The organism is Hyunsoonleella jejuensis (genome assembly GCF_900111025.1).
Classification (GTDB): domain Bacteria; phylum Bacteroidota; class Bacteroidia; order Flavobacteriales; family Flavobacteriaceae; genus Jejuia; species Jejuia jejuensis.
Genome location: NZ_FOFN01000003.1, coordinates 415,126 through 436,546, shown reverse-complemented (window position 1 = coordinate 436,546; position 21,421 = coordinate 415,126). Strand labels below are relative to the sequence as shown.

The 21,421-nt window shown below is 34.4% G+C and carries 26 protein-coding genes and 1 pseudogene; 17 read left to right on the top strand and 10 right to left on the bottom strand.

Annotated features, from left to right (window positions below):
• Window positions 1–38: 38 nt before the first annotated feature.
• The 7 genes and pseudogenes from trpD to BMY39_RS11740 all read left to right on the top strand — a co-directional run bounded on the left by trpD (window position 39) and on the right by BMY39_RS11740 (window position 5,069).
• A complete protein-coding gene (trpD, locus tag BMY39_RS11765; protein ID WP_092580279.1) occupies window positions 39–1,031 on the top strand; it encodes an anthranilate phosphoribosyltransferase in 993 nt (330 codons plus the stop codon).
• Complete coding sequence (trpC, locus tag BMY39_RS11760; RefSeq protein ID WP_092579857.1) at window positions 1,028–1,813, top strand: indole-3-glycerol phosphate synthase TrpC; 786 nt, start codon at window positions 1,028–1,030, stop codon at window positions 1,811–1,813. The genes trpD and trpC overlap by 4 nt, the downstream gene beginning before the upstream one ends.
• Window positions 1,810–2,418: pseudogene (locus BMY39_RS15355) on the top strand (phosphoribosylanthranilate isomerase); the annotation flags it as partial. The gene trpC and the pseudogene BMY39_RS15355, both read left to right, overlap by 4 nt.
• A 30-nt stretch (window positions 2,419–2,448) precedes the next feature.
• Window positions 2,449–3,633, top strand: a complete 1,185-nt coding sequence (gene trpB, locus BMY39_RS15350; RefSeq protein ID WP_317039343.1) for a tryptophan synthase subunit beta — start codon at window positions 2,449–2,451, stop codon at window positions 3,631–3,633.
• Between the two features lie 3 nt (window positions 3,634–3,636).
• Window positions 3,637–4,401, top strand: a complete 765-nt coding sequence (trpA, locus tag BMY39_RS11750; RefSeq protein WP_092579853.1) for a tryptophan synthase subunit alpha — start codon at window positions 3,637–3,639, stop codon at window positions 4,399–4,401.
• Window positions 4,402–4,626, top strand: a complete 225-nt coding sequence (locus BMY39_RS11745) for a hypothetical protein (RefSeq protein ID WP_092579851.1) — start codon at window positions 4,402–4,404, stop codon at window positions 4,624–4,626. It begins immediately after the preceding gene.
• 143 nt (window positions 4,627–4,769) lie between these two features.
• Entirely contained in the window at window positions 4,770–5,069 is a 300-nt protein-coding gene (locus BMY39_RS11740; RefSeq protein WP_092580277.1) for an EF-hand domain-containing protein, read from the top strand.
• A gap of 105 nt (window positions 5,070–5,174) precedes the next feature.
• Here BMY39_RS11740 and BMY39_RS11735 read toward each other — a convergent pair whose 3' ends face one another.
• The 3 genes from BMY39_RS11735 to BMY39_RS11725 all read right to left on the bottom strand — a co-directional run bounded on the left by BMY39_RS11735 (window position 5,175) and on the right by BMY39_RS11725 (window position 7,557).
• Complete coding sequence (locus BMY39_RS11735; protein WP_092579849.1) at window positions 5,175–5,402, bottom strand: VF530 family protein; 228 nt, start codon at window positions 5,400–5,402, stop codon at window positions 5,175–5,177.
• A 79-nt stretch (window positions 5,403–5,481) separates the two neighbouring features.
• Complete coding sequence (locus BMY39_RS11730; protein WP_092579847.1) at window positions 5,482–6,762, bottom strand: DEAD/DEAH box helicase; 1,281 nt, start codon at window positions 6,760–6,762, stop codon at window positions 5,482–5,484.
• Between the two features lie 123 nt (window positions 6,763–6,885).
• Window positions 6,886–7,557, bottom strand: a complete 672-nt coding sequence (locus BMY39_RS11725) for a uracil-DNA glycosylase family protein (RefSeq protein WP_092580275.1) — start codon at window positions 7,555–7,557, stop codon at window positions 6,886–6,888.
• Window positions 7,558–7,616: 59 nt separating this feature from the next.
• Between BMY39_RS11725 and BMY39_RS11720 the strand changes: the two genes are divergently transcribed.
• Window positions 7,617–7,751 carry a 30S ribosomal protein THX gene (locus tag BMY39_RS11720; protein WP_092580273.1) on the top strand — a complete coding sequence of 45 codons (135 nt, stop codon included), beginning with the start codon at window positions 7,617–7,619 and terminating at the stop codon, window positions 7,749–7,751.
• Here BMY39_RS11720 and BMY39_RS11715 read toward each other — a convergent pair whose 3' ends face one another.
• Window positions 7,752–8,474 (bottom strand): hypothetical protein, encoded by a 723-nt coding sequence (locus tag BMY39_RS11715; RefSeq protein ID WP_092579845.1) that lies wholly within the window; start codon window positions 8,472–8,474, stop codon window positions 7,752–7,754.
• A 171-nt stretch (window positions 8,475–8,645) separates the two neighbouring features.
• Here BMY39_RS11715 and BMY39_RS15110 point away from each other — a divergent pair, with 171 nt between their 5' ends.
• On the top strand, window positions 8,646–8,789 hold the full coding sequence (locus tag BMY39_RS15110; protein WP_177176599.1) for a hypothetical protein: 144 nt from the start codon (window positions 8,646–8,648) through the stop codon (window positions 8,787–8,789).
• A 78-nt stretch (window positions 8,790–8,867) separates the two neighbouring features.
• On the opposite strand, the gene yaaA is transcribed toward BMY39_RS15110, so the two are convergent.
• The 3 genes from yaaA to BMY39_RS11695 all read right to left on the bottom strand — a co-directional run bounded on the left by yaaA (window position 8,868) and on the right by BMY39_RS11695 (window position 11,575).
• Window positions 8,868–9,626: a peroxide stress protein YaaA gene (yaaA, locus tag BMY39_RS11705; protein ID WP_092579841.1), complete on the bottom strand. Its 759-nt coding sequence runs from the start codon at window positions 9,624–9,626 to the stop codon at window positions 8,868–8,870.
• A gap of 333 nt (window positions 9,627–9,959) precedes the next feature.
• Entirely contained in the window at window positions 9,960–10,994 is a 1,035-nt protein-coding gene (locus BMY39_RS11700) for an RluA family pseudouridine synthase (protein ID WP_092579839.1), read from the bottom strand.
• Between the two features lie 26 nt (window positions 10,995–11,020).
• Window positions 11,021–11,575 carry a PASTA domain-containing protein gene (locus tag BMY39_RS11695; RefSeq protein ID WP_092579837.1) on the bottom strand — a complete coding sequence of 185 codons (555 nt, stop codon included), beginning with the start codon at window positions 11,573–11,575 and terminating at the stop codon, window positions 11,021–11,023.
• 141 nt (window positions 11,576–11,716) lie between these two features.
• Here BMY39_RS11695 and BMY39_RS11690 point away from each other — a divergent pair, with 141 nt between their 5' ends.
• The 5 genes from BMY39_RS11690 to BMY39_RS11670 all read left to right on the top strand — a co-directional run bounded on the left by BMY39_RS11690 (window position 11,717) and on the right by BMY39_RS11670 (window position 15,198).
• On the top strand, window positions 11,717–12,736 hold the full coding sequence (locus tag BMY39_RS11690; protein WP_092579835.1) for a D-alanine--D-alanine ligase: 1,020 nt from the start codon (window positions 11,717–11,719) through the stop codon (window positions 12,734–12,736).
• Window positions 12,737–12,801: 65 nt separating this feature from the next.
• Window positions 12,802–13,257 carry a pantetheine-phosphate adenylyltransferase gene (gene coaD / locus BMY39_RS11685; RefSeq protein ID WP_092579833.1) on the top strand — a complete coding sequence of 152 codons (456 nt, stop codon included), beginning with the start codon at window positions 12,802–12,804 and terminating at the stop codon, window positions 13,255–13,257.
• 63 nt (window positions 13,258–13,320) lie between these two features.
• Window positions 13,321–13,767, top strand: coding sequence for a HEAT repeat domain-containing protein (locus BMY39_RS11680; protein ID WP_092579831.1), 447 nt, complete (start codon window positions 13,321–13,323; stop codon window positions 13,765–13,767).
• A 195-nt stretch (window positions 13,768–13,962) separates the two neighbouring features.
• Entirely contained in the window at window positions 13,963–14,550 is a 588-nt protein-coding gene (locus tag BMY39_RS11675; protein WP_092579829.1) for a hypothetical protein, read from the top strand.
• A 171-nt stretch (window positions 14,551–14,721) separates the two neighbouring features.
• The gene (locus BMY39_RS11670) at window positions 14,722–15,198 is read left to right on the top strand and encodes a hypothetical protein (protein ID WP_092579827.1); all 477 of its coding nucleotides are present in this window, start codon (window positions 14,722–14,724) and stop codon (window positions 15,196–15,198) included.
• Window positions 15,199–15,223: 25 nt separating this feature from the next.
• Here the strand turns inward: BMY39_RS11670 and BMY39_RS11665 are convergent, their stop codons facing one another.
• The gene (locus BMY39_RS11665) at window positions 15,224–16,837 is read right to left on the bottom strand and encodes a SulP family inorganic anion transporter (protein WP_092579825.1); all 1,614 of its coding nucleotides are present in this window, start codon (window positions 16,835–16,837) and stop codon (window positions 15,224–15,226) included.
• A gap of 178 nt (window positions 16,838–17,015) precedes the next feature.
• On the opposite strand from BMY39_RS11665, the gene BMY39_RS11660 reads away from it, so the two are divergent.
• A complete protein-coding gene (locus BMY39_RS11660) occupies window positions 17,016–18,749 on the top strand; it encodes a M14 family metallopeptidase (RefSeq protein WP_092579823.1) in 1,734 nt (577 codons plus the stop codon).
• A gap of 3 nt (window positions 18,750–18,752) precedes the next feature.
• Here the strand turns inward: BMY39_RS11660 and BMY39_RS11655 are convergent, their stop codons facing one another.
• On the bottom strand, window positions 18,753–19,337 hold the full coding sequence (locus BMY39_RS11655; protein ID WP_092579821.1) for an NUDIX hydrolase: 585 nt from the start codon (window positions 19,335–19,337) through the stop codon (window positions 18,753–18,755).
• Between the two features lie 132 nt (window positions 19,338–19,469).
• Here BMY39_RS11655 and pyrE point away from each other — a divergent pair, with 132 nt between their 5' ends.
• Together pyrE and BMY39_RS11645 are read left to right on the top strand one after the other, a co-directional pair.
• Window positions 19,470–20,114, top strand: a complete 645-nt coding sequence (gene pyrE, locus BMY39_RS11650) for an orotate phosphoribosyltransferase (protein WP_092579819.1) — start codon at window positions 19,470–19,472, stop codon at window positions 20,112–20,114.
• Window positions 20,115–20,230: 116 nt separating this feature from the next.
• A complete protein-coding gene (locus BMY39_RS11645) occupies window positions 20,231–20,626 on the top strand; it encodes an orotate phosphoribosyltransferase (protein ID WP_092579817.1) in 396 nt (131 codons plus the stop codon).
• On the opposite strand, the gene BMY39_RS11640 is transcribed toward BMY39_RS11645, so the two are convergent.
• On the bottom strand, window positions 20,623–21,354 hold the full coding sequence (locus tag BMY39_RS11640) for a biotin--[acetyl-CoA-carboxylase] ligase (RefSeq protein ID WP_092579815.1): 732 nt from the start codon (window positions 21,352–21,354) through the stop codon (window positions 20,623–20,625). The genes BMY39_RS11645 and BMY39_RS11640 overlap by 4 nt on opposite strands.
• Between the last annotated feature and the right edge of the window lie 67 nt (window positions 21,355–21,421).

The window sequence follows — 21,421 nt, the reverse complement described above, 5'->3', positions numbered from 1 at the left end:
ATAAAATATAGATCCCTGCCTTTGTAGGGATGAGAAACATGAAAGAAATTCTTAACAGGTTAACAAATCACGAAACCATCTCAACCGAGGAGGCAAAACAGGTTCTTGTAAACATATCAAACGATATGTACAACCCAAGCCAAATCGCTTGTTTTCTATCAGTTTACATGATGCGTAGCATCACTATAGAAGAGCTTACAGGTTTTAGAAATGCGCTTTTAGAACTTTGTGTTCCCATTGATTTAAAAGATTATAATGCGATTGATATTGTGGGTACAGGAGGTGACGGTAAAAACACATTCAATATCTCTACATTATCATCCTTTATAACGGCTGGATCTGGTGTAAACGTATCTAAACACGGTAATTATGGTGTGTCATCCACCTCTGGGTCTTCCAATGTTATGGAGCATTTAGGTGTAAAATTTTCAAATGATGAATCTTTTTTAAAGCGCTGTGTGGATAAAGCTGGTATTTGTATTTTGCATGCACCACTATTTCATCCTGCGATGAAGAATGTTGCTCCCATAAGAAGAGAATTGGGTGTTAAAACCTTTTTCAATATGTTAGGCCCAATGGTAAATCCTTCGTTCCCCAAAAATCAAATGTTGGGTGTTTTTAGCTTAGAATTATTGCGCTTGTACAGTTTCATCTATCAAAATACAGACAAAAATTATAGTATTGTTTATGCATTAGATGGTTACGATGAAATTTCATTAACGGGAAAAGCTAAAATTGTTTCCAATCATTCTGAAAAATTGTTCTCACCAGAAGATTTGAGTCTATCAAAAATACCACAAGAAGCCATTTTTGGGGGAAATACGGTAGATGACGCCGCAAAAATATTTGTTGACATTATAGATGGAAAAGGTACAGAAGCCCAAAATAACGTAGTGTGCGCTAATGCAGGATTGGCTATTGCAACAAGTAAACAAATTTCACATCATGAAGGTTTTGAAATAGCCAAAGAATCACTACTATCAGGTAAGGCAAAACAAAGTTTAGACACTTTAATTGAATTGAGTAAATGAATATCTTAGATAAAATTACCATAGATAAAAGAAAAGAAGTAGCACTTAGAAAAGAGCTAATTCCCATTTCTCAATTAGAACAATCTGTTTTATTCGAAAGACCTACGGTTTCATTAACTAGCAATCTAAAAAATAGTAAATCAGGTATTATAGCCGAACACAAAAGACGTTCGCCTTCAAAATCAGTGATTAATAATGGGCTAAATGTACAAGACGTTGCTAAAGGGTATGAAAATGCAGGAGTTTGTGGTATGTCTGTATTAACGGATGGCAAATATTTTGGTGGTTCCTTAGACGATTTACTTACTGCAAGAGCTAGTTGCAACTTACCGCTACTAAGAAAAGAATTTATCATTGATGAATACCAAATTCTAGAAGCAAAAGCCTACGGAGCTGATGTTATTTTACTTATTGCTGCCATACTTACTCGAGACAACATTAAACAATTTTCGCAATTTGCTAAACAGTTAAATCTTGATGTGTTATTAGAGGTTCACAATGAAGAGGAGCTACACAAATCTGTAATGCCCAGTTTAGATATGCTTGGGGTTAACAATAGAAATTTAAAGACCTTTGATGTTAGCTTAGAAACGAGTAAACAACTAAGTACTCTTATTCCAGATGATTTTGTGAAAGTTTCAGAAAGTGGCATAAGTAATATTAACGCTATTAAAGAATTACAACCTTATGGTTACCAAGGATTTTTAATAGGTGAAAACTTTATGAAAACAGATAATCCTGGAGCCAGCGCTACAGATTTCATTAAAACCTTAGAAGCATGAAATTAAAAGTTTGTGGTATGAAATATCAAGATAATATTAAGCAAGTTGCTAGCTTAAAACCTGATTATCTTGGTTTTATTTTTTACGAAGATACGCCTAGGCACTTTGATACAAAGATTCCTGAAATTTCAGAAGACATTAAAAAAGTAGGTGTTTTCGTTAATGAAGAAGTTAGCACTATCATAAAAAAAGTAAATGAATTTAAGCTTGATGTTGTGCAATTGCATGGGGAGGAGTCGCCATATTTTTGTAGTATTTTACGTTCTACAAAATTATTATCTAGACCCATTGAAATCATCAAAGTATTCTCTGTGAAAGATGGATTTAATTTTGATGTTTTAGAGGCGTATGAAAATGTTTGTGATTTCTTTTTATTTGACACGAAAGGCAAACTCCCAGGAGGGAATGGTTATAGATTTGATTGGAGCTTACTGAACAATTACCCATCAACCAAACCTTTCTTTTTAAGCGGTGGCATAGGTTTAGACCAAGTTGAAGAACTTAAACAATTTAAAGAAAGTAAAGCCTCAGAATATTGCTACGCTTTAGATGTTAATAGCAAATTTGAAACAGAACCAGGGCTTAAAAATAGTAGTATACTAAGAGAATTTATAAATAAACTGAGTAATAAGAACATGGAGAATTACAACGTAGATGACAAAGGATACTATGGCGAATTTGGGGGTGCGTTTATCCCTGAAATGTTATACCCGAATGTAGAGGAGTTACGCCAGAATTACTTAAAAATAATGGCAGAACCAGATTTTCAAAAGGAATTTGATAAGCTTTTAAAAGATTATGTTGGGCGCCCTTCCCCACTCTATTTTGCAAAACGCCTATCGGAAAAATATAATACAAAAATTTACCTGAAACGTGAGGATTTAAATCATACTGGAGCTCATAAAATTAACAATACCATAGGGCAAATTCTTATGGCGAAACGTTTGGGAAAAACCAGAATAATTGCCGAAACTGGAGCAGGACAGCACGGTGTTGCAACCGCTACGGTATGTGCTCTTATGGGAATGGAATGTATTGTGTATATGGGTGAAATTGATATTGCACGACAAGCACCAAATGTTGCTAGAATGAAAATGTTGGGCGCAAAAGTAGTACCTGCGCTTTCTGGAAGTCGTACCTTAAAAGACGCTACAAATGAAGCCATACGCGATTGGATTAATAATCCTGTAGACACACATTACATTATAGGTTCAGCTATTGGCCCGCACCCGTACCCAGATATGGTAACAAGGTTTCAAGCGGTTATTTCAGAAGAAATTAAATGGCAATTACGAGAACAAGAAGGTAGAGAAAACCCAGATTATGTTGTAGCATGTATTGGTGGTGGTAGTAATGCTGCTGGTACGTATTATCATTATTTGCACGAGCCAGATGTTGGTATTATCGCCGTTGAAGCCGCCGGTTTAGGAGTAGATTCTGGAGAAAGCGCTGCAACTTCCGTTCTTGGAAATGAAGGTATAATTCATGGTTGCAAAACGCTATTGATGCAAACCAAAGACGGCCAAATTACAGAACCCTACTCTATTTCGGCAGGGTTAGACTATCCAGGGGTTGGCCCAATGCACGCGCATCTATCAAAAACAGGTCGTGCAGAATTTATGTCTATTACCGACAGTGATGCCATGGAAGCCGGATTAGAACTCTCGAAATTAGAGGGTATTATTCCTGCCATTGAAACCTCACATGCCTTAGCAATTTTTGGGCATAAAACATTTAAACCAAGCGATGTAATTGTGGTAAGTTTATCAGGTAGAGGAGATAAGGATTTGCAGAACTATATAGATTATTTTAAAATTTAAGTTGTGAACAGAATAAATAAAAAACTAGGAGAAAACAAAAAGCTACTATCCATATATTTTACAGCTGGATATCCCAATTTAAACGATACAGTTTCCATCATTCAAGATTTAGAAAAAAATGGTGTGGATATGATAGAGATAGGTTTACCGTTTAGTGATCCTTTAGCCGATGGCCCTACGATTCAAGACAGCTCAACTGCCGCCTTAAAAAACGGAATGACTACAGAAGTGCTTTTTAAGCAATTAAAAGACATTAGAAAAACAGTAGATATTCCACTAATTATCATGGGCTACTTCAACCCTATGTTTCAATATGGTGTTGAAGCCTTTTGTAAAAAATGTCAAGAACTAGGTATTGATGGCTTGATAATTCCAGACCTGCCTGTTGATGTATATCATGAACAGTACCAAGCCATTTTTGAAAAATATGGATTACTAAATGTGTTTTTAATTACCCCGCAAACTAGCGAAGAACGCATTCGCTATATAGATTCCATTTCAAACGGATTTATTTACATGGTAAGTAGTGCCAGCACCACTGGTGCCAAATCTGGTTTTGGCGATGAGCAAACCGCTTATTTCGAGCGCATAGGAAAAATGAACCTTAATAATCCACAGGTTATCGGTTTTGGAATAAGTAATAAAGAGACCTTTACGCAAGCTACGAAATATGCTAAAGGTGCAATTATAGGTAGTGCGTTTGTAAAGCATATCACTAATAGGGGTGTAGAAGGCATCAATGAGTTTGTAAATTCAATTCTTAATTAAATGAAATTACTTAATGATTGGAAACTTATTATTTTACTATGCCTCACTTTAGGCTTAGCACCGTTTTTTCCAGAACCACACCTTTGGGGTAAACTAAAATGGATTGCCGGAGGCGCTAACCATATGCAACTTATGGATTGGTTTGATGCACTAATGCATGGCTTCCCTTTTTTACTTTTAATACGGTTAATAGTTATAAAATTTACCAGTAAAATGATGTCATAGCCCTAGTGCGCTATAACTTCACTTCTTAGTGAAGTTATAAAAATATTTAGTAATTATCGTGAAAATATTTAAGGTCGTATTTAAACCTTTTTGATTTAAAATAGTCTTAAGCACTATTAACTAACAAATTAAAACTCTAAATTATGAACTTAAATATTGTAAAATTAAGCCTTATTACGCTAGCATTATTTGCTTTTTCTTTATCTACTTATGCTCAAGAAAAAAAGAAACCAAACCCAGAAAAAGTTTTTAAACGTTTTGATCTCAATGAAGATGGCGCCATAACTTTAGAAGAGTTTAAAAACGCGAAGCGCAAAAATGAGATTACCGAAGAAATGCTCGAAAAAAGGTTTAACAGAATGGATGGTGATAAAGATGGTTTAGTAACACTAGATGAGCTTAAAGCCAATTTTGCTAAAGCCAAAAAGAAAAATAAGGAATAAACTTTCTTTCCAAACGAATTAGAGACCATTAATAAGCTTTTGTTAATGGTTTTTTTTGTTTAAACACCTTGGTGTAATCCTACTTTTATGACAAAAAATAGATAACTACACTTTCTTATGCTCCAACATTTTTACATACATAATTTCTACCTTTGATCTTGCCCAAGGTGTGCGCCGTAAAAATTTCAAGCTAGATTTTACGGACGGGTTATGTGTAAAGCATTTAATTTTAATAGTATAGCCCATAAATTCCCATCCATAGTGGGCTACCAAATCATTAATTATTTGTTCTAACTTTACACCGTGAAGAGGATTATTTGGTTGTGATTTCATCTTTTGTCTGGTCCAACTTACTCGAAACTTATTGGCAAAACCTCAATAGTTTTATCTTTTAAACGTGTTGCATGACTGCTTAGTTACGTCTATCGTTATTACGTTTAGGACGTCTAGACTTATTATTTCGGTTGGAGTTTCTATTTGAATTACCTGAATTATTTGAATTTCTTCTACTTCGATTTTGTCGTCCTTGTCCTTGTTTTATGGGTGCTGTTAATGCATTAGGATCGGGTTCAAATCCGTCAATAATTTGAACAGGTAATTTCATTTCAATTAACTTTTCAATATCTCTTAAAAAAGTTGTTTCATCTGCGCTTACCAGCGATAAGGCTTCACCACTAGCACCTGCTCTACCCGTTCTACCAATTCTATGTACATAGTCTTCAGAGATATTAGGCAATTCAAAATTTATAACGTGTGGCAATAATGGTATATCCAGTCCTCGAGCGGCAATATCTGTAGCCACCAAAACCCTAACCGTTCCGTTTTTAAAACCTGCAAGTGCTTTTGTTCTAGCACCTTGACTTTTATTGCCATGAATTGCCGCTGCCGTTATGCCCGACTTAACCATTTTCTCGCAAAGTCTATTCGCACCATGTTTTGTTCTTGTAAATACTAATACTTGCTTCCAATTACCATCAGTAATTAGTTTTATAATCAGCCCTGTTTTTTTATCTTTTGCTACACGATATACTTTCTGCGCAATTGCCTCAACAGTCGTATTTTCAGGAGTGGCTTCAACTTGAACAGGATGGTTTAAAATACCATGTGCCAACTTCTTAATATCTTTAGAGAAGGTTGCTGAAAACATCAAGTTCTGACGCTTCTCGGGCATCATATCAATAACCTTTTGAATATCTCTTAAAAACCCCATGTCTAACATGCGATCGGCTTCATCCAAAACAAAAATTTCTACCCGCTTTAATGATAATAAACCTTGATTTTGTAAATCAAGCAAGCGTCCTGGTGTAGCTACCAAGATATCAACACCTTGTCTCATAGTTGCTGCTTGTGGTTTTTGATTAACCCCACCAAAAATAACGGCACTTCGTAAATTTAAAAACTCACTATATTCCTTTACATTGGCATATACTTGCGCTGCTAATTCTCGAGTTGGCGTTAAAATTAATGCGCGAATAGGTCTAAATTTTTGTTTCGGATTTTCAGAAAGTAAGTGTAACAGAGGCAATGTAAACCCAGCTGTTTTTCCCGTACCTGTTTGTGCAGATGCTAAAACATCTTTTCCTTCTAAAATTGGTGGTATTGCTTTTTGTTGAATTGGACTCGGGGTGGTATATCCTTTTTTGCTAACTGCTTTTAGCAAGGCTTCGGACAAGCCTAAAGATTGAAATGACATATAAATTGTTTAGTAAACCCTTTATCGGGTATTTTGAGATTAGAAACTGTTATGAATTTTATCCCTTTATTATTAAAGATGCGAAGGTACACCTATTTATTTGGCTAATTTTTAAAAACTTACTTAAAAAACCCTACGATATTGCATCACCCGAAAGTCAAAAGTTGTAAACTCTGGATTTTTTGCTTTTAGTTGTTGGTAAAGTGGAATACTACCAATAGCTCGATTTGCCGATCCTGATGGAGAGGTTAGCGATATGGTTTTTATTGCCCTAGGTATTTCGCTATGCCTTGAAGCCAATGTAAATTGATGAATTCTTGGAATTTCGTCAGAAACCAATTCCAGCTTCAAACCATGTTCTTTAATATGCCTTCTGAAGAAATATTCTGGTCCGTTTTTACTATTGCCTCCAGTAAATAAAATTGTGTCAACATTAGGGAATTGTTTTAAATAGCCAATAATATCTCTGATCTTGATATTTTTCATCCCTAAATCTGAAGCATCAATTTTATCGCGTTCACAGCTTTCAACAATATCGCAAACACCTATTTTATGTTGAATTAAAAACTGTTTTCGTTGTATTACAGCTTGTTCAGAATTATCAAACCTTAAGTTTAAGTTGTAAATTTTATCAATAAACAACCAAAGTGAATTGTAATAGCTTCCGTAGCAAAAATCTACATCTTTTTCTAAAAGTTCACCTGTTGAAAATCGTGGTGGCGGTAATGTGCCAACGATTAATTTTTTGGTGTCTTTTTGAATAAATGGCGGATATGGGTGTTTATGTATGAACAAACTTGACTTTAAAAACAAAAAACGTTATATTGATTATTCACTTAAATGTAAAGCAAATTATGGGAAAAGGAGATAAAAAAACAAAACGCGGAAAAATAAACCGGGGTACGTTTGGGGCCAGACGACCAAGAATTAAAAAGAAACCTAGCATAGAACAAAAAATAAGTATTGGTAATAAAGCTAAAGCCAAATAGCTATAGGTCTGCCAACAATTTTTGAGCTTCAGTTATTACAGCATTGTAGATTTTCTTGTTGGGTTTTGTCATATGCTCTCCTTCAGAAACTAATGTCTCTAAAATATCTTTTGCCCGTTCTTTACGGCCATGCTTCATCAAAAATTTTGCATACACTAAGCGTTCTTCGTAAAAAGAAAATCTTATATCAATAGTTTTTAAGTTGTCTTCTGCTTCCCCAGTAAAGCCTTCCTCCTCAAGAGCTAAACCATATAAAAACTGTGTTCTAGATTTTGTAAATTCTTGATGTGATTTTATTTGTGCCGCATACTTAATTACATTTTTATAATCTTCCAAATGATAAAAAGCTTCAATCATATTTTTAATCACATAAAAATCATTCTGAAAATTACCATCCAAAGCTTCCTGATAGTGTTTAATTGCATTTTGATAATCCTTATTTTCTAAAAATGCATCGGCTAGATTCACTCTATTCTGATAAGAATCTGAAAACTCTAATTGCTTTTCTAAGTCCCTGATTTTTTTCGTAGGATTGATGATATGGGTTATTTCGGAAGTAATTTTTTCTGCATCGTTCTTATTATAAATCTGTGTGATAATGTAAATAATACAACCTATAAGCGAAAGGAAAAAAATGATAAAAATCCAATAATACGGACTTCTGTTTTTTATCGCATGATAGATACAAAATCCCTGAAGTGCAATAATTAAATAATACCACATATTATTTGCTTTGTAGGCATAAACATAATCAATTTTTACATAACCATAAATCTTATGGAACTTACTTGGCTTTACAAAGTAATTAAGACTTTCTTATCATATTTTAAGAAACCTTTAATACCATTATTGACTTCTTATTTGTATATTAAAGTAATCAAAAAAAAATTACATATGGGAATTATTAAAGATAAAAAGAAATTTGAAAGAACTAAGGAACAAACAAATCCAACAAACCCCACAGGGAACACGAATATTAATACAAATGATTTTGACATAAACGAAAAAACCATAAAAAATCAACAAAACAAGAAATAAATAACAAACTGATAAAAATAAGAGGTTACTTAAAACATTTTAAGTAACCCCTTTTTTATAGCATGTATTCTACACGTACTATCTGGTAAATACCAATTCTTTAGCTTTAGACATCTCTTGACTAAACCTATAATCCATGTAATTAAAACCTTTTAAATCTTCAATTGTTTGGGCATTGGTATCAATGATATATCTGGCCATGGCACCTCGCGCTTCTTTCGCAAAGAATGAGATAACCTTGTATTGGCCGTTTTTAAAATCTTTAAAGTTTGCTGTAATAACAGGTACCTTTAAAGCTTTAACATCGATAGCTTTAAAGTATTCGTTACTTGCCAAATTAAGAAACAATTCATCGTCCTCTAACTCTTCATTTAAAGCTTTGGTAATATCTTTTTTCCAGAACTCGTACAAGTTCTTTTTGGTGCCTACCGGCATTTTTGTCCCCATTTCTAAGCGATAAGGTTGCATTAAATCCATGGGTTTTAACAACCCATATAAGCCCGAAAGGATACGTACGGTGGTTTGTAGAGTTTCTATTTTCTGCTCTGGAATGGTATAGGCATCCAGTCCACGATACACATCGCCATTAAACGCATAAACTGCAGGTCTGGCGTTGTCTGTTGTAAAAGGCAATTCCCAAGACTGGTTACGCTCATAATTTAATTGTCCTAAGGCATCAGAAATACTCATCAACTTTGATAAACTCTTAGCTGATTTTTTCTTTAATAATTTATTTAAGCGTTCAGATTGCTTTAAAAATTGGGGTTCTGTATGTTTTGATGTTGGCAATTCAGTTTCAAAATCTAAAGATTTTGCTGGTGAAATAACTAATTTCATTTCAAATTATATGTTTACGTTTTCTATTAATTGATGATCAAATTTACAACTCATTTTTAGGAATATAAATTCAAGTTCAACAAAATTTATGATAAAGATATAAGTTGAATTGATACTTCTTTTGATTTTCATTAGATTTACTTATACAAAAAAACGCACTAATTATACTAAATATTGAGCTTTACATATAAGATGAAAGGATTCAAATATCCAATCACTATTTTAAGTTAATCCAGTGTGTTATAAAAGTTTTTAGTTGCTTTCAACTATTGATTCTTTAAAAAAATATTGCTATATACGAAGTTTTCTGAGTCACCAAAGTGCATCAAAAACCTACAATTCCTGATACTTAGAATATCCTCGCCATTTTTCAATACACTGCACCATATCTTCAGGAACAGGTGTTTCAAAGCGCATGAATTTACCAGTTTTAGGATGCGTAAACCCTAATGTCTTGGCATGCAACGCTTGCCTAGGTAAGACTTTAAAACAGTTATCAACAAACTGTTTGTATTTAGTGAATGTGGTGCCTTTAAGAATGGCATTCCCTCCATAACGTTCGTCATTAAATAAGGTATGCCCAATATGTTTCATGTGTACCCGTATTTGATGTGTGCGCCCTGTTTCCAACTTGCAGGACACCAAGGTAACGTAGCCCAAACGCTCTAAAACTTTATAATGTGTAACGGCAGGTTTGCCTTTATCGGCTTCATCATTTAAAAACACGGTGTTTTGGAGTCGGTTTTTAGGATGTCGACCAATGTTACCCTCAATAGTGCCCTCATCAACTTCAACATTGCCCCACACCAAAGCCACGTATTCGCGTTCACTTGTTTTTTCGGCAAATTGTAGCGATAAATGCGCCATAGCTTTTTCAGTTTTGGCAACAACCAAAAGCCCACTAGTATCTTTATCTATGCGATGTACCAATCCAGGTCGCTCACTAGAATTATTTGGTAAATTATCAAAACGATATATCAAGGCATTAATTAAAGTCCCTGAATAATTACCATGCCCAGGATGCACCACCATACCTGCCGGCTTATTAACTACAAGTACATCATCATCTTCATAAACGATATCCAATGGAATATCTTCCCCAACCAATAAAGCTTCGTACGTTGGGTGTGTAAAAAGTACGCGTATCTCATCATTTGGTCGTACTTTGTAATTAGATTTTACGGGTGTGCCATTCACCAAAATACCATCATTTTTCGCAGCAGCTTGAATTTTACTACGGGTGATATTTTCAATATAATTCATCAAATATTTATCAATGCGCAGTGGCGTTTGCCCTTTATCAACTTTAAAGGCAAAATGTTCGTGAAGGTTATCTTCGTCCGGTAATTGTGGCTCGTGATTTTCCATAGTGGTGCATTAGTTTAACGCTAATGCTAAGGGCGGTTTCCGTTACCTAATACCAAATCAATTTTTGAGGTTTTAGGTAGTTTATCTCCAGGGTTTAGCGTTTCCCCGTTGTATTTTAATTGCAATACAATATCCTTACCTAAGTTATCCACATAGGTAATTTTACCCACTTTAAAACCTAAGGCCTCTAAGTTTGGTTCTGCTTGTCTAAATGTGCGTTCTCGTAAATCGGGCACCTCTACTTTCCTATACCCAGAAGGATTTAAGGTTAAGTAAATTTTTCGGTCTTCCTTTACTTTTGTACCTGCAGCCGGCTCTTGATCTATCACCGCAAACTTAGGATAATCTGGATTAAAATTTGCCGAATCCTGTATTTGCATCACCAAATTGTTTTCGCTTAACTCCATATCAGCAACACTAATGGATTTGCCTTTTAAATCTGGCACTGTTTCAAATTCACCGTGATTTGTTGTAGATTTCAACCATTGCAACAAGAAAAAACATAACACTACTAAAGCTACTATGGCCAAAGCTAATTGTTTTAAAAATGTTTTACTGAATAGAAACTTAAAGACACCCATTTGCAGATTTTTCGATTAGACAAATATATAAAGAAGTGATTTAAACACAACTGTTTTTTGTTTTGCTATTTATATAATACTTTAGCTTAACTATATTAAATACGGTTTATTGCCAGATTTAGATGAACATAAAACAACTTTATGGAAAGTAAGAAGAACATCGCCATAATTATGGGTGGCTATTCTAGTGAATATAAAATATCATTAACTAGTGGTAATGTGGTTTACGAAACTTTAGATAGGGATAAATACAATCCGTATCGCATTCATATTTTTAAAGATAAATGGGTGTATGTTGATGAGGAAGATTTAGAATTTAGCATTGATAAAAACGATTTTTCCATAAACGTAGACAGCTTTAAAATTAGCTTTGATTGTGTTTTTAATGCCATACATGGTTCTCCAGGAGAAGATGGTTTTATGCAAGGATATTTTGAGTTATTAGGCATTCCCCATACAAGTTGCCCTATGTATCAAGCTGCTGTAACCTTTAATAAACGCGACTGTTTGAGTGTTTTAAAACCTTATGGTATAAAAACTGCCGAATCTTACTATCTTAATTTAGGTGATACTATTGATGAAGATGCCATTATAGATAAAGTTGGCCTACCTTGTTTTGTAAAAGCCAATAAAGCCGGAAGTAGTTTTGGGGTTACCAAAGTACACGAAAAGGAAGCATTGCAAAACGCAATTGATGTGGCGTTTAAAGAAGATGACGAAATTATAATTGAATCCTTTTTAGATGGTGTTGAAGTTTCAGTTGGCGTCATCACATACAAGGGCGAAACCAAAGTACTGCCCATTACTGAGATTGTTTCAGAAAATGATTTTTTTGATTACGAGGCAAAATATTTAGGAAAATCACAAGAAATAACCCCTGCCAGATTAACGCCCGAACAGGAAGAAAAAGTGAATACCATAGCCAAAAACGTATATGAAGTGTTAAGGATGACAGGGTTTTCCCGTTCAGAATATATTTTCAAGGATGGCGAACCGCATTTATTGGAAGTTAATACAGTACCCGGACTTACCAAAGAAAGTATTTTACCTCAGCAAGCTGCCGCTGCAGGTATTTCTCTTTCTGATTTGTTTGATAATGCGATACAAGAGAGTCTAAAAGCCTCCTCTAACCCCTCCAAAGGAGGGAAACTCCAATCCTGAACAAAGATTCGTATATTTACCACGTATCAGTTTCTCCCCTTTGGGGAGATTAATAGGGGCTTTTTATGAAACGTGCCATTTTTCCAGGATCTTTTGATCCGTTAACTTTAGGACATTACGACATCATTAAACGTGGTGTTACACTTTTTGATGAAATTATTGTTGCAATAGGCGTAAATGCTGATAAAAAATACATGTTTTCTTTAGAAGAACGTCAGCAGTTTATTATTGACGCCTTTAAAGATGAACCCAAAGTTAAAGTAGTAACCTATGAAGGTTTAACCGTTGATTTTTGCTTAAAAAATAACGTGCAATTCATTTTAAGAGGTTTAAGAAATCCAGCAGATTTTGAGTTTGAAAAAGCCATTGCACATACCAATAGAGACTTAGCACCTATTGAAACTATTTTCCTATTAACCTCTGCCGACACATCTTATATAGCCTCTTCAATTGTGCGTGATGTGATTAGAAACAATGGCGATTACACAAAATTGGTTCCGGATAGTGTGAGAGTTAAGTAATACTTCCTTTTGTAACATTTTGAGCAAATTAACTACAAATTAGTAGTCAATTACCAATACGTCATGTTACACAACATCACATATTTACTTTTTAAACTAAAGGTTCTTCAACCATCTGAAAACACTATTAATTTTTGGATGGACACCAAAGACGTGCCTAAATTGGAATATGCCTTAAAACATGGCAATTACAATACTAGAAAATTGGCTGCTAACGCATTAGAACATGCAGGAGCATGTTCTTCAGTTCCTGTATTGTTGCATGCTATCAATGACAAAGTGCAAAACGTATCAATTGCTGCTTTAAATGCTTTAGAGGCTTTAGGTTGTGGCGACGATTTAGTGATTTCTATTACCAAAAAACGCTTTAACTGGGTTAAGGAATTAAGAGATAAAGAGGCCAAACAAGAAGCTAACAAAGGTAAAACCTATAACATTTACCGTTGGGAGCGCGCAAGTAAAAAATCTTTTGAGCGTGTTAAGGCGCAATTGAAACGACCGATGCGCTGAGAGGAACATAAATTTTAACTATGAGTTTTAGTTTAGGAATAGTGAATTCAATACTAGTAGTCCTCCTTGATTTTGTCAAAAATTTCTGCTAACTTCGTTTAACGGCGGATATAAGCCCCTTGTGCTGAGCTTGTCGAAGTATAAAATAACGGCGCAAATCCTTCCACCTATTGCCCACAAGTTGAAAAAAAAGAAATGAGAAGAATATTTTTAGGATTTATAGTAAGTGTAATTTGTTTCAATTTAAGTTTTGGACAAGAATTACAAGAAGGTCAAAAAAAATGGAGTTCGGACTCAAAATTGACAATTGACGATTTTAAAATCAAGATTAGTGACGAAAATAATGATGCAGTTTTCAGCCAATTTATGATTTCTCACTCGATTAGCGGATTTGACTTTATGAAACGGAATCTGAATCAAAAAATCGGAAATATATTTTTAGGAAACGCATCGTGGATAGATACCACAAAAATTGCGAGTATTGATAAACAGATTGACTTTCAACAAATGCAATTTGACCTTGCCGAAATCCAAGCTCGAAAATTCAGAAAACAAGTGTTAAAAGATAAAAGGAAAATTGCCAAAGGTTTTGATATTGTAAATCAAATCAACAATGAAATTATGGCGGAATTCTCTGAAATTCGACTTGAATTAATGAAAGAAACCGAAAGTGGTCGAAATGAACAAAAAGTTACGGAATGGAAAGAGAAGATTGCAACCGAATTAAAGGAATTACACGAATTTAGGTTCGAGAATAAAAAGAAAATTAAATTAACCGAATAAAAAACCAGTGGGCAACACTAGCTATAGTTCATTGCTTCTGACTTTCCTCTCGGAAAGTCCTCGTAAATTTCCTATTTTCGGTTTACGGCGGATATAAACCCCTTGTGCTGAGCTTGTCGAAGTATAAAATGACGGCGCATATCCGTCAACCCATCAGGCACAATTAGAAAAATGAAAAACAGAAAGTATTTAGTTTACATAATAACATTTGTCTCAATTTTCTTTTTCCAATGTAAATCGAAAACGGAAAATAAGTCAAACGAAAGCGAAGACACACAAAATAATAAGGTTTATATCAATCCAAATTATAGCGGAGAAACTATCGAACCTGATACATATAATGCGACTGAAAAAGTATATAACATTTTTATTTTCAATGAAACTTCAAATGCAATTAGTGCTAATGAAAAAGTGACAATTAAACCAAACGAAAGTTATGTATTTAAAATACCTGACACGGTGGGTATTGCACTTGACAACGGAATTCAATTCTTCTTTGGAGAAACAGAAGGATTAGAAGTAATTGATAATAAAATTCAAGTAGCTGGATTAGGTGGAGAATGGCTCGGAAAATTAAATGTACCAAAATCAACTGATTGGGCATTTTCAATATTGAATCCAGGAGAAGGAGACCCAATTCCAGAATAAAAACAAAATAAAAAATTCTTAAATCTTAAAGTTCATACTCCGAAATAGATTTTGGAAACGCCTCTGGATTTTCGGCAAGATGATAGCGCGGGTCATCAATATCCTCGATAATCACTTCTGTAAATTTAGGGTTTGCCTTGTATAAAAGTACTTTACAGTCTTCACTTAAATGTTTAAGTTTTATAACTTTTCCAGCAGCCTCATATTTTTCGACTAAATTAAATATAGCTTCAAGTGCTGAATGGTCACTAATTCGAGACTCTACAAAATCAATTTCTACATAATCTGGATCGTTTTTTACATCAAATTTCTCGTTAAATTCTTTAATAGACCCAAAAAACAAAGGCCCCCAGATTTCGTAAACCTTTGTTCCATCTTCTTTCATGCGCTTTCTTGCCCTAATTCGTTTCGCATTTTCCCATGAGAACACCAACGCACTAATAATAACACCAGCTATTACGGCCACTGCCAAGTCTTTCCAAACGGTGATTAATGATACCGCAATTAAAACAATGGCATCGGTTAGAGGTATTTTACCTAAAATCCTGAAACTACTCCATGCGAATGTGCCGATAACTACCATAAACATTACACCAACCAATGCCGCAATTGGCACCTGCTCGATTAAGCCCGAAGCAAAAAGTATAAAGATTAATAATGCCACGGCGGCTACAATACCTGATAATCTGCCACGACCGCCACCTTTAATATTAATTAACGATTGCCCAATCATGGCACAACCGCCCATACCACCAAAGAAACCAGTAACAATATTAGCGCCACCCTGTGCCATACATTCCCTATTGGCGTTTCCTCGAGTTTCAGTAATTTCATCGACTAAATTAAGGGTCATTAATGATTCTATAAGCCCTATAGCTGCTAAAATAACTGCGTATGGCCCAATGAATTTTATAGTTTGCCAATTAAAAGGCACTTTACTAAATATATCTGCTTGAAATTGTGGTAAGCCCCCTTTTAAGCCTTCGCCACCACCATCACGAATAAAACTTCCAACGGTAGCAACATCTAAATTTCCAAAAATTACGATTGCCGAAACTACCAAAATAGCGATTAACGCTTCTGGTAATTTTTTGGTAAGCTTAGGCAAACCAAACATAATACCCATAGTTAAGGCCACTAAACCTAACATAACCCACATTTGTGAACCAGCAAACCAATCGCCATTGGCATCTTTAAAAAGATTCAATTGCGACAGGAAAATCACTATGGCTAATCCATTAACAAAACCCATCATTACGGGATGCGGAATGAGCCTTACAAATTTACCAAGCTTTAAAACGCCTGCTAATGTTTGAATAACTCCCATTAAAATTACGGTAGCAAACAAATAGTACAAGCCTAGTTGTTCTGATGCTTCTCCCATGGCATTTCCTTCGGCTACCAAACTCACCATAACGACTGCTAAAGCCCCTGTTGCACCACTTATCATGCCTGGGCGCCCGCCGAAAACTGAAGTAATTAAACCAATCATAAATGCCGCATATAATCCAACTAAGGGATCAACACCTGCCACAAAGGCAAAAGCTACAGCTTCTGGCACCAAAGCTAAAGCCACTGTAAGGCCACTTAAAATATCGTTTTTAGCGTTTTTTGCACGCTTCCTAAAAAATGCAGTCATGGGTAGTTTTTTGAAGGTGCAAATTTACAGTTTAAAACAGCATGAGCAAGAATTGGCACTACTAATTGCATTTTAAACATTTAAAACTCCATGAGTTACAATATTAGTAGTGTTTCTGTACTTTTCTTATGAAGTCATCATTCTAAATTGTCGTAATTTTAGCTTTTAAAGTTAAGCTATGAGAAAAATTATCTTACTATTGCTGTTGTTAGTTTCCTGTGAATCCTCCAAAAAAAAGTCAGACTACTCTTTTGAAACACCTTTTGAAACATCTGATGGACAAGAAACTGCTACTTATGAAGAAGTTATAAGTTTCTATTCTGAATTAGCCGAGGCTTATCCTGAAATCTCAGTAGAATCGATAGGAGCAACAGATTCTGGCAAACCGTTGCATTTAGTCACTTTAAACCCTGATAACGAATTCGATTATAAAATAATAAGGGAAACCAAACGTATTTTACTCATAAACAATGGTATTCACCCTGGCGAATCTGATGGTATAGATGCTACAATGCTGTTATTTAGAGATTTGGTTCAAGGAACGATTGAATTCCCTAAACATGTAGTAGTTGCCACAATTCCTATTTACAATGTCGGTGGAAGCTTAAACAGAAATGCTACGACCAGAACCAATCAAAATGGCCCAAAAGCATATGGGTTTAGAGGAAATGCCCGGAATTACGATTTAAACAGGGATTTTATAAAATGTGACACCAAAAACGCAAAAACCTTTGCCCGTATTTTTCATTTGGTGCAACCTGATGTGTTTATAGACAATCATGTAAGCAATGGTGCCGATTATCAGTATACATTAACACATTTATTTACGCAACATAACAAATTGGGAGATAAATTGGGCAATTATTTGCATACTGAAATGATGCCCCATCTAGAGCAAAAACTCAAGGAAAAAGACTGGGATATTACACCTTATGTTAATGTTTTTAATAGTGTTCCAGAAAATGGGTTTTCTCAATTTATGGACTATCCCAGATATTCAACTGGTTACACTACGTTGTTTAATACTTTAGGGATGATGGTAGAAACGCACATGCTAAAGCCATACAAACAAAGGGTTGAAGGTACTTATGAGCTATTAAAGAGCATGATTGAAATTGTAGATGCTGACTCCGAAAATATCAAAAACCTACGAAAAGAAATGCGACTATTAATACACAAAAACCAACACTACACTTTAGATTGGGAAATTGATACTACACATGCTTCAACGTTAAAATTTAAAGGGTATGAAGCAGATATTGTAACTAGTAAAACCACAGGCTTTAATCGATTAAAATACGATAGAACAAAACCTTTTATAAAGAACGTCACCTATCAAAACTACTTTAAGCCAAAATTGAAGGTTAACATACCTAACGCTTATGTTATCCCACAGGGATGGCATAATGTGATTGACTTATTAAAGCTGAATGACGTTGAAATGCAGACTTTGGCAAAAGACACTATTCTAAATGTTGAAAGTTATCGCATTGATGCTTATGAAACCCGAAACGCACCTTACGAAGGGCATTATCAACATTATAACACCAAGGTTACTTCAGCTCAAAAGCAAGTTAAATTTCGTCAAGGAGATTATATCGTTAAAACAAATCAATATGCATTTAGATATTTAATGGAAACCTTGGAACCACAAGCACCCGATTCGTTTTTTAATTGGAATTTCTTTGATGCTATTCTGCAGCAAAAAGAAGGTTTCTCGCCCTATGTTTGGGAAGATAAAGCATTTGAATTATTACAAAACAACGATAAGCTGAAAGAAGCGTTTGAACATCGAAAAAAAACCATAACTGCTTTTAAAAACAATTGGTATGCACAGTTGGATTGGTTACATAAACAAAGTGAGTATTACGAAACTGCACATTTACAATATCCTGTGTTTAGGCTGCACTAAAAGCTAGTCAATTAGAATTTTAATATTAGCATAAGAATTTTCCATGGCTTTTTTGGTTTTCTTTTTTCCAAGCCATTTTACTTTAGTAATACCTTCTTTTTCTTGGGGATATAATTTACCATCAAAAGATGTTTCCATCTCAAACCAATATGTGATTTTTATTCTATAGCGTCCGCGTCTTTTAAAAATATGGTAGGTGGTTTCTAAAGGCTTTGTAATTTTTAAACCTTTTACACCGGTTTCCTCCTCTACTTCCCTAATAGCGGTTTCCTCAATACTTTCTTTTTTTTCAATTTTCCCTTTAGGCAAGTCCCATTTTCCATTTCTAAAAATAAAGAGCACTTTACCTTGTTTGTTGTACACTTTTCCCCCTCCAGCAATAACAACCGGTGCCTTTTTTAAAAATCTTTTAAGTAGTTTCTCTTCGTTTTTATGTACTAATCTTGCTTCTTTAATAGAGCTGTTGTTCAACTTCCTTATAACGTTGCGAAGCACGACCGTTTTAAGCTTGTAGTTTTTTACCCCTTTTTTCTCTTTAGGCTCTGTAGCTAGAATAATAGGTTTATCTCCAACAAATATTTTATACATAAAAGAGGTTATTGTTTTTTTCTCGGTGGTAAAAATATCATTTTTAAGAACAAACTAACCATTGTTGAAAAAAATTATTTATTCCTTAAAAAACGGATTATGTTATCCTAAATATATGTTTAATTTTGCGTTATGATTTTTAACAAAGACATCGCCAAAAAAACAGCAGAAGTTTTATTGCAGGTAAACGCCATAAAACTAAGCCCAAAAGAACCGTTCACTTGGGCCTCAGGCTGGAAATCACCTATTTATTGTGATAATAGAATTATCCTTTCATTTCCTCCCATTCGTAATTATATTCGAGAAACCATGGCCAAACATATTGAACGGCAATATGGGAAACCAGATGCCATTGCGGGTGTAGCTACTGGAGCTATTGGTATTGGTATGTTGGTAGCGGAATACCTAAACTTGCCTTTTATTTATGTAAGACCAGATGCGAAAGGTCATGGTAGAAAAAATCAAATTGAGGGTTTTATCGAAAAAGGACAAAATGTGGTGGTAGTTGAAGATTTAATAAGTACTGGTAAAAGTAGTTTAAATGCTGTTAAAGCCTTACGCGATGGTGGTATTAACGTAAAAGGTATGGTTGCCATTTTTACATACGGATTTGAAGTTTCACAAGAAAACTTTGAAAAAGAAAAGGTTACGTTGCACACATTAGGAAATTACGAAAGCCTTTTAGAACAAGCCTTACACACCAATTACATTACAGAAAGCGAATTAGAGTTATTAACGGCATGGAACTCTAATCCTAGCGAATGGAACGCTATTTGATATGGTGATAAGGCGTTATGAAGTTGTTTAGCTTTTTAGTTGAAACACGCAAAAACGACTGAACGGCTTACAAAAAACAACTAAACAACTTAACAAAAAACAACTCAACATTAATTATGAATTTAGAATCTCCAAAAGTAAGCGTGTCCAAAACACCTCAAGATACTTTCAACTTTATATCCGACATCAAAAATTTTGAAGCCTTAATGCCTGAAAACATTAGTAAGTTTGAAGTTTTGGGGGACGACAAATTTTTATTTGCCTTAAAGGGTATGCCAGAAATTATTCTAAAAAAGAAAGAAGTAATACCACCTAATAAAATTGTATTTGGTGCTGCTGGTGGAAAAATAGATTTCGCCCTAACTGCAATTATTACTGAAAGTGAAAATGCTAGTAGTGATGTACAACTTCAGTTTAATGGCGATTTTAATCCAATGATGGCGATGATGGTGAAAGGCCCCATTTCAAAATTTATAGAAACTTTAGCCACCAATTTACCTAAAGCCCTTTAATACATTAAAGTAATATCCTTCAAAGCGAAAGCTTTTGTGATATTATCCTCTAAAAGCACCTCTAAATCACCCGATTCCTTTACAGATTTTATATAGCCTGAAAATATATTGCCCTTTGCATCTTTAAATGTAGAGGGCTTGTTTTTTCTGAATAAAAACGATTCGTATGCTTCTTTTACTTCTAAGAAACGCCCGTTTTGCAATTTTTCCACATATAATTTCAGATTTGAAATAATAACATCCAAAAGTGCATCGATATCAAAAACACGCCCCGTTATTTGTTTTAATGAAGAAGCATTGGGCAAATTTTTAAAATCCATTTGATTTACATTTAATCCTACACCGATTATTGAAGCATATACTTTAGACTGTTTCATGACATTTTCAATTAAAATACCACATATTTTCTTGTTTTGTGACAAAATGTCGTTAGGCCATTTAATAAAAAGTTGTGGTATTAAGAATGAATTTAAACTCTGTCTTACTGCCAAAGCCGTTACCATACTTATATAAAAAGGATATTCCAGTTTTATTTTTTTAACATCAACAAACACACTAAACATAAGGTTTTTTGATGGTTCAGATGTCCATTGTGCACCCATTTGCCCCTTCCCTTTTGTTTGATGTTTTGTAGTAACCACTGTAAAATTCTCAACGTTTTGAGAATTAATCATTTCCTTTAAAAATGTATTGGTAGAGTCAATGGCATTAAGTTTGATTATAGGCATATAGAGGTTATTTTTCTTGTTTAAAATCTTATAAAAATTTAAAGGATAAAGAACTAAAAAAATAATA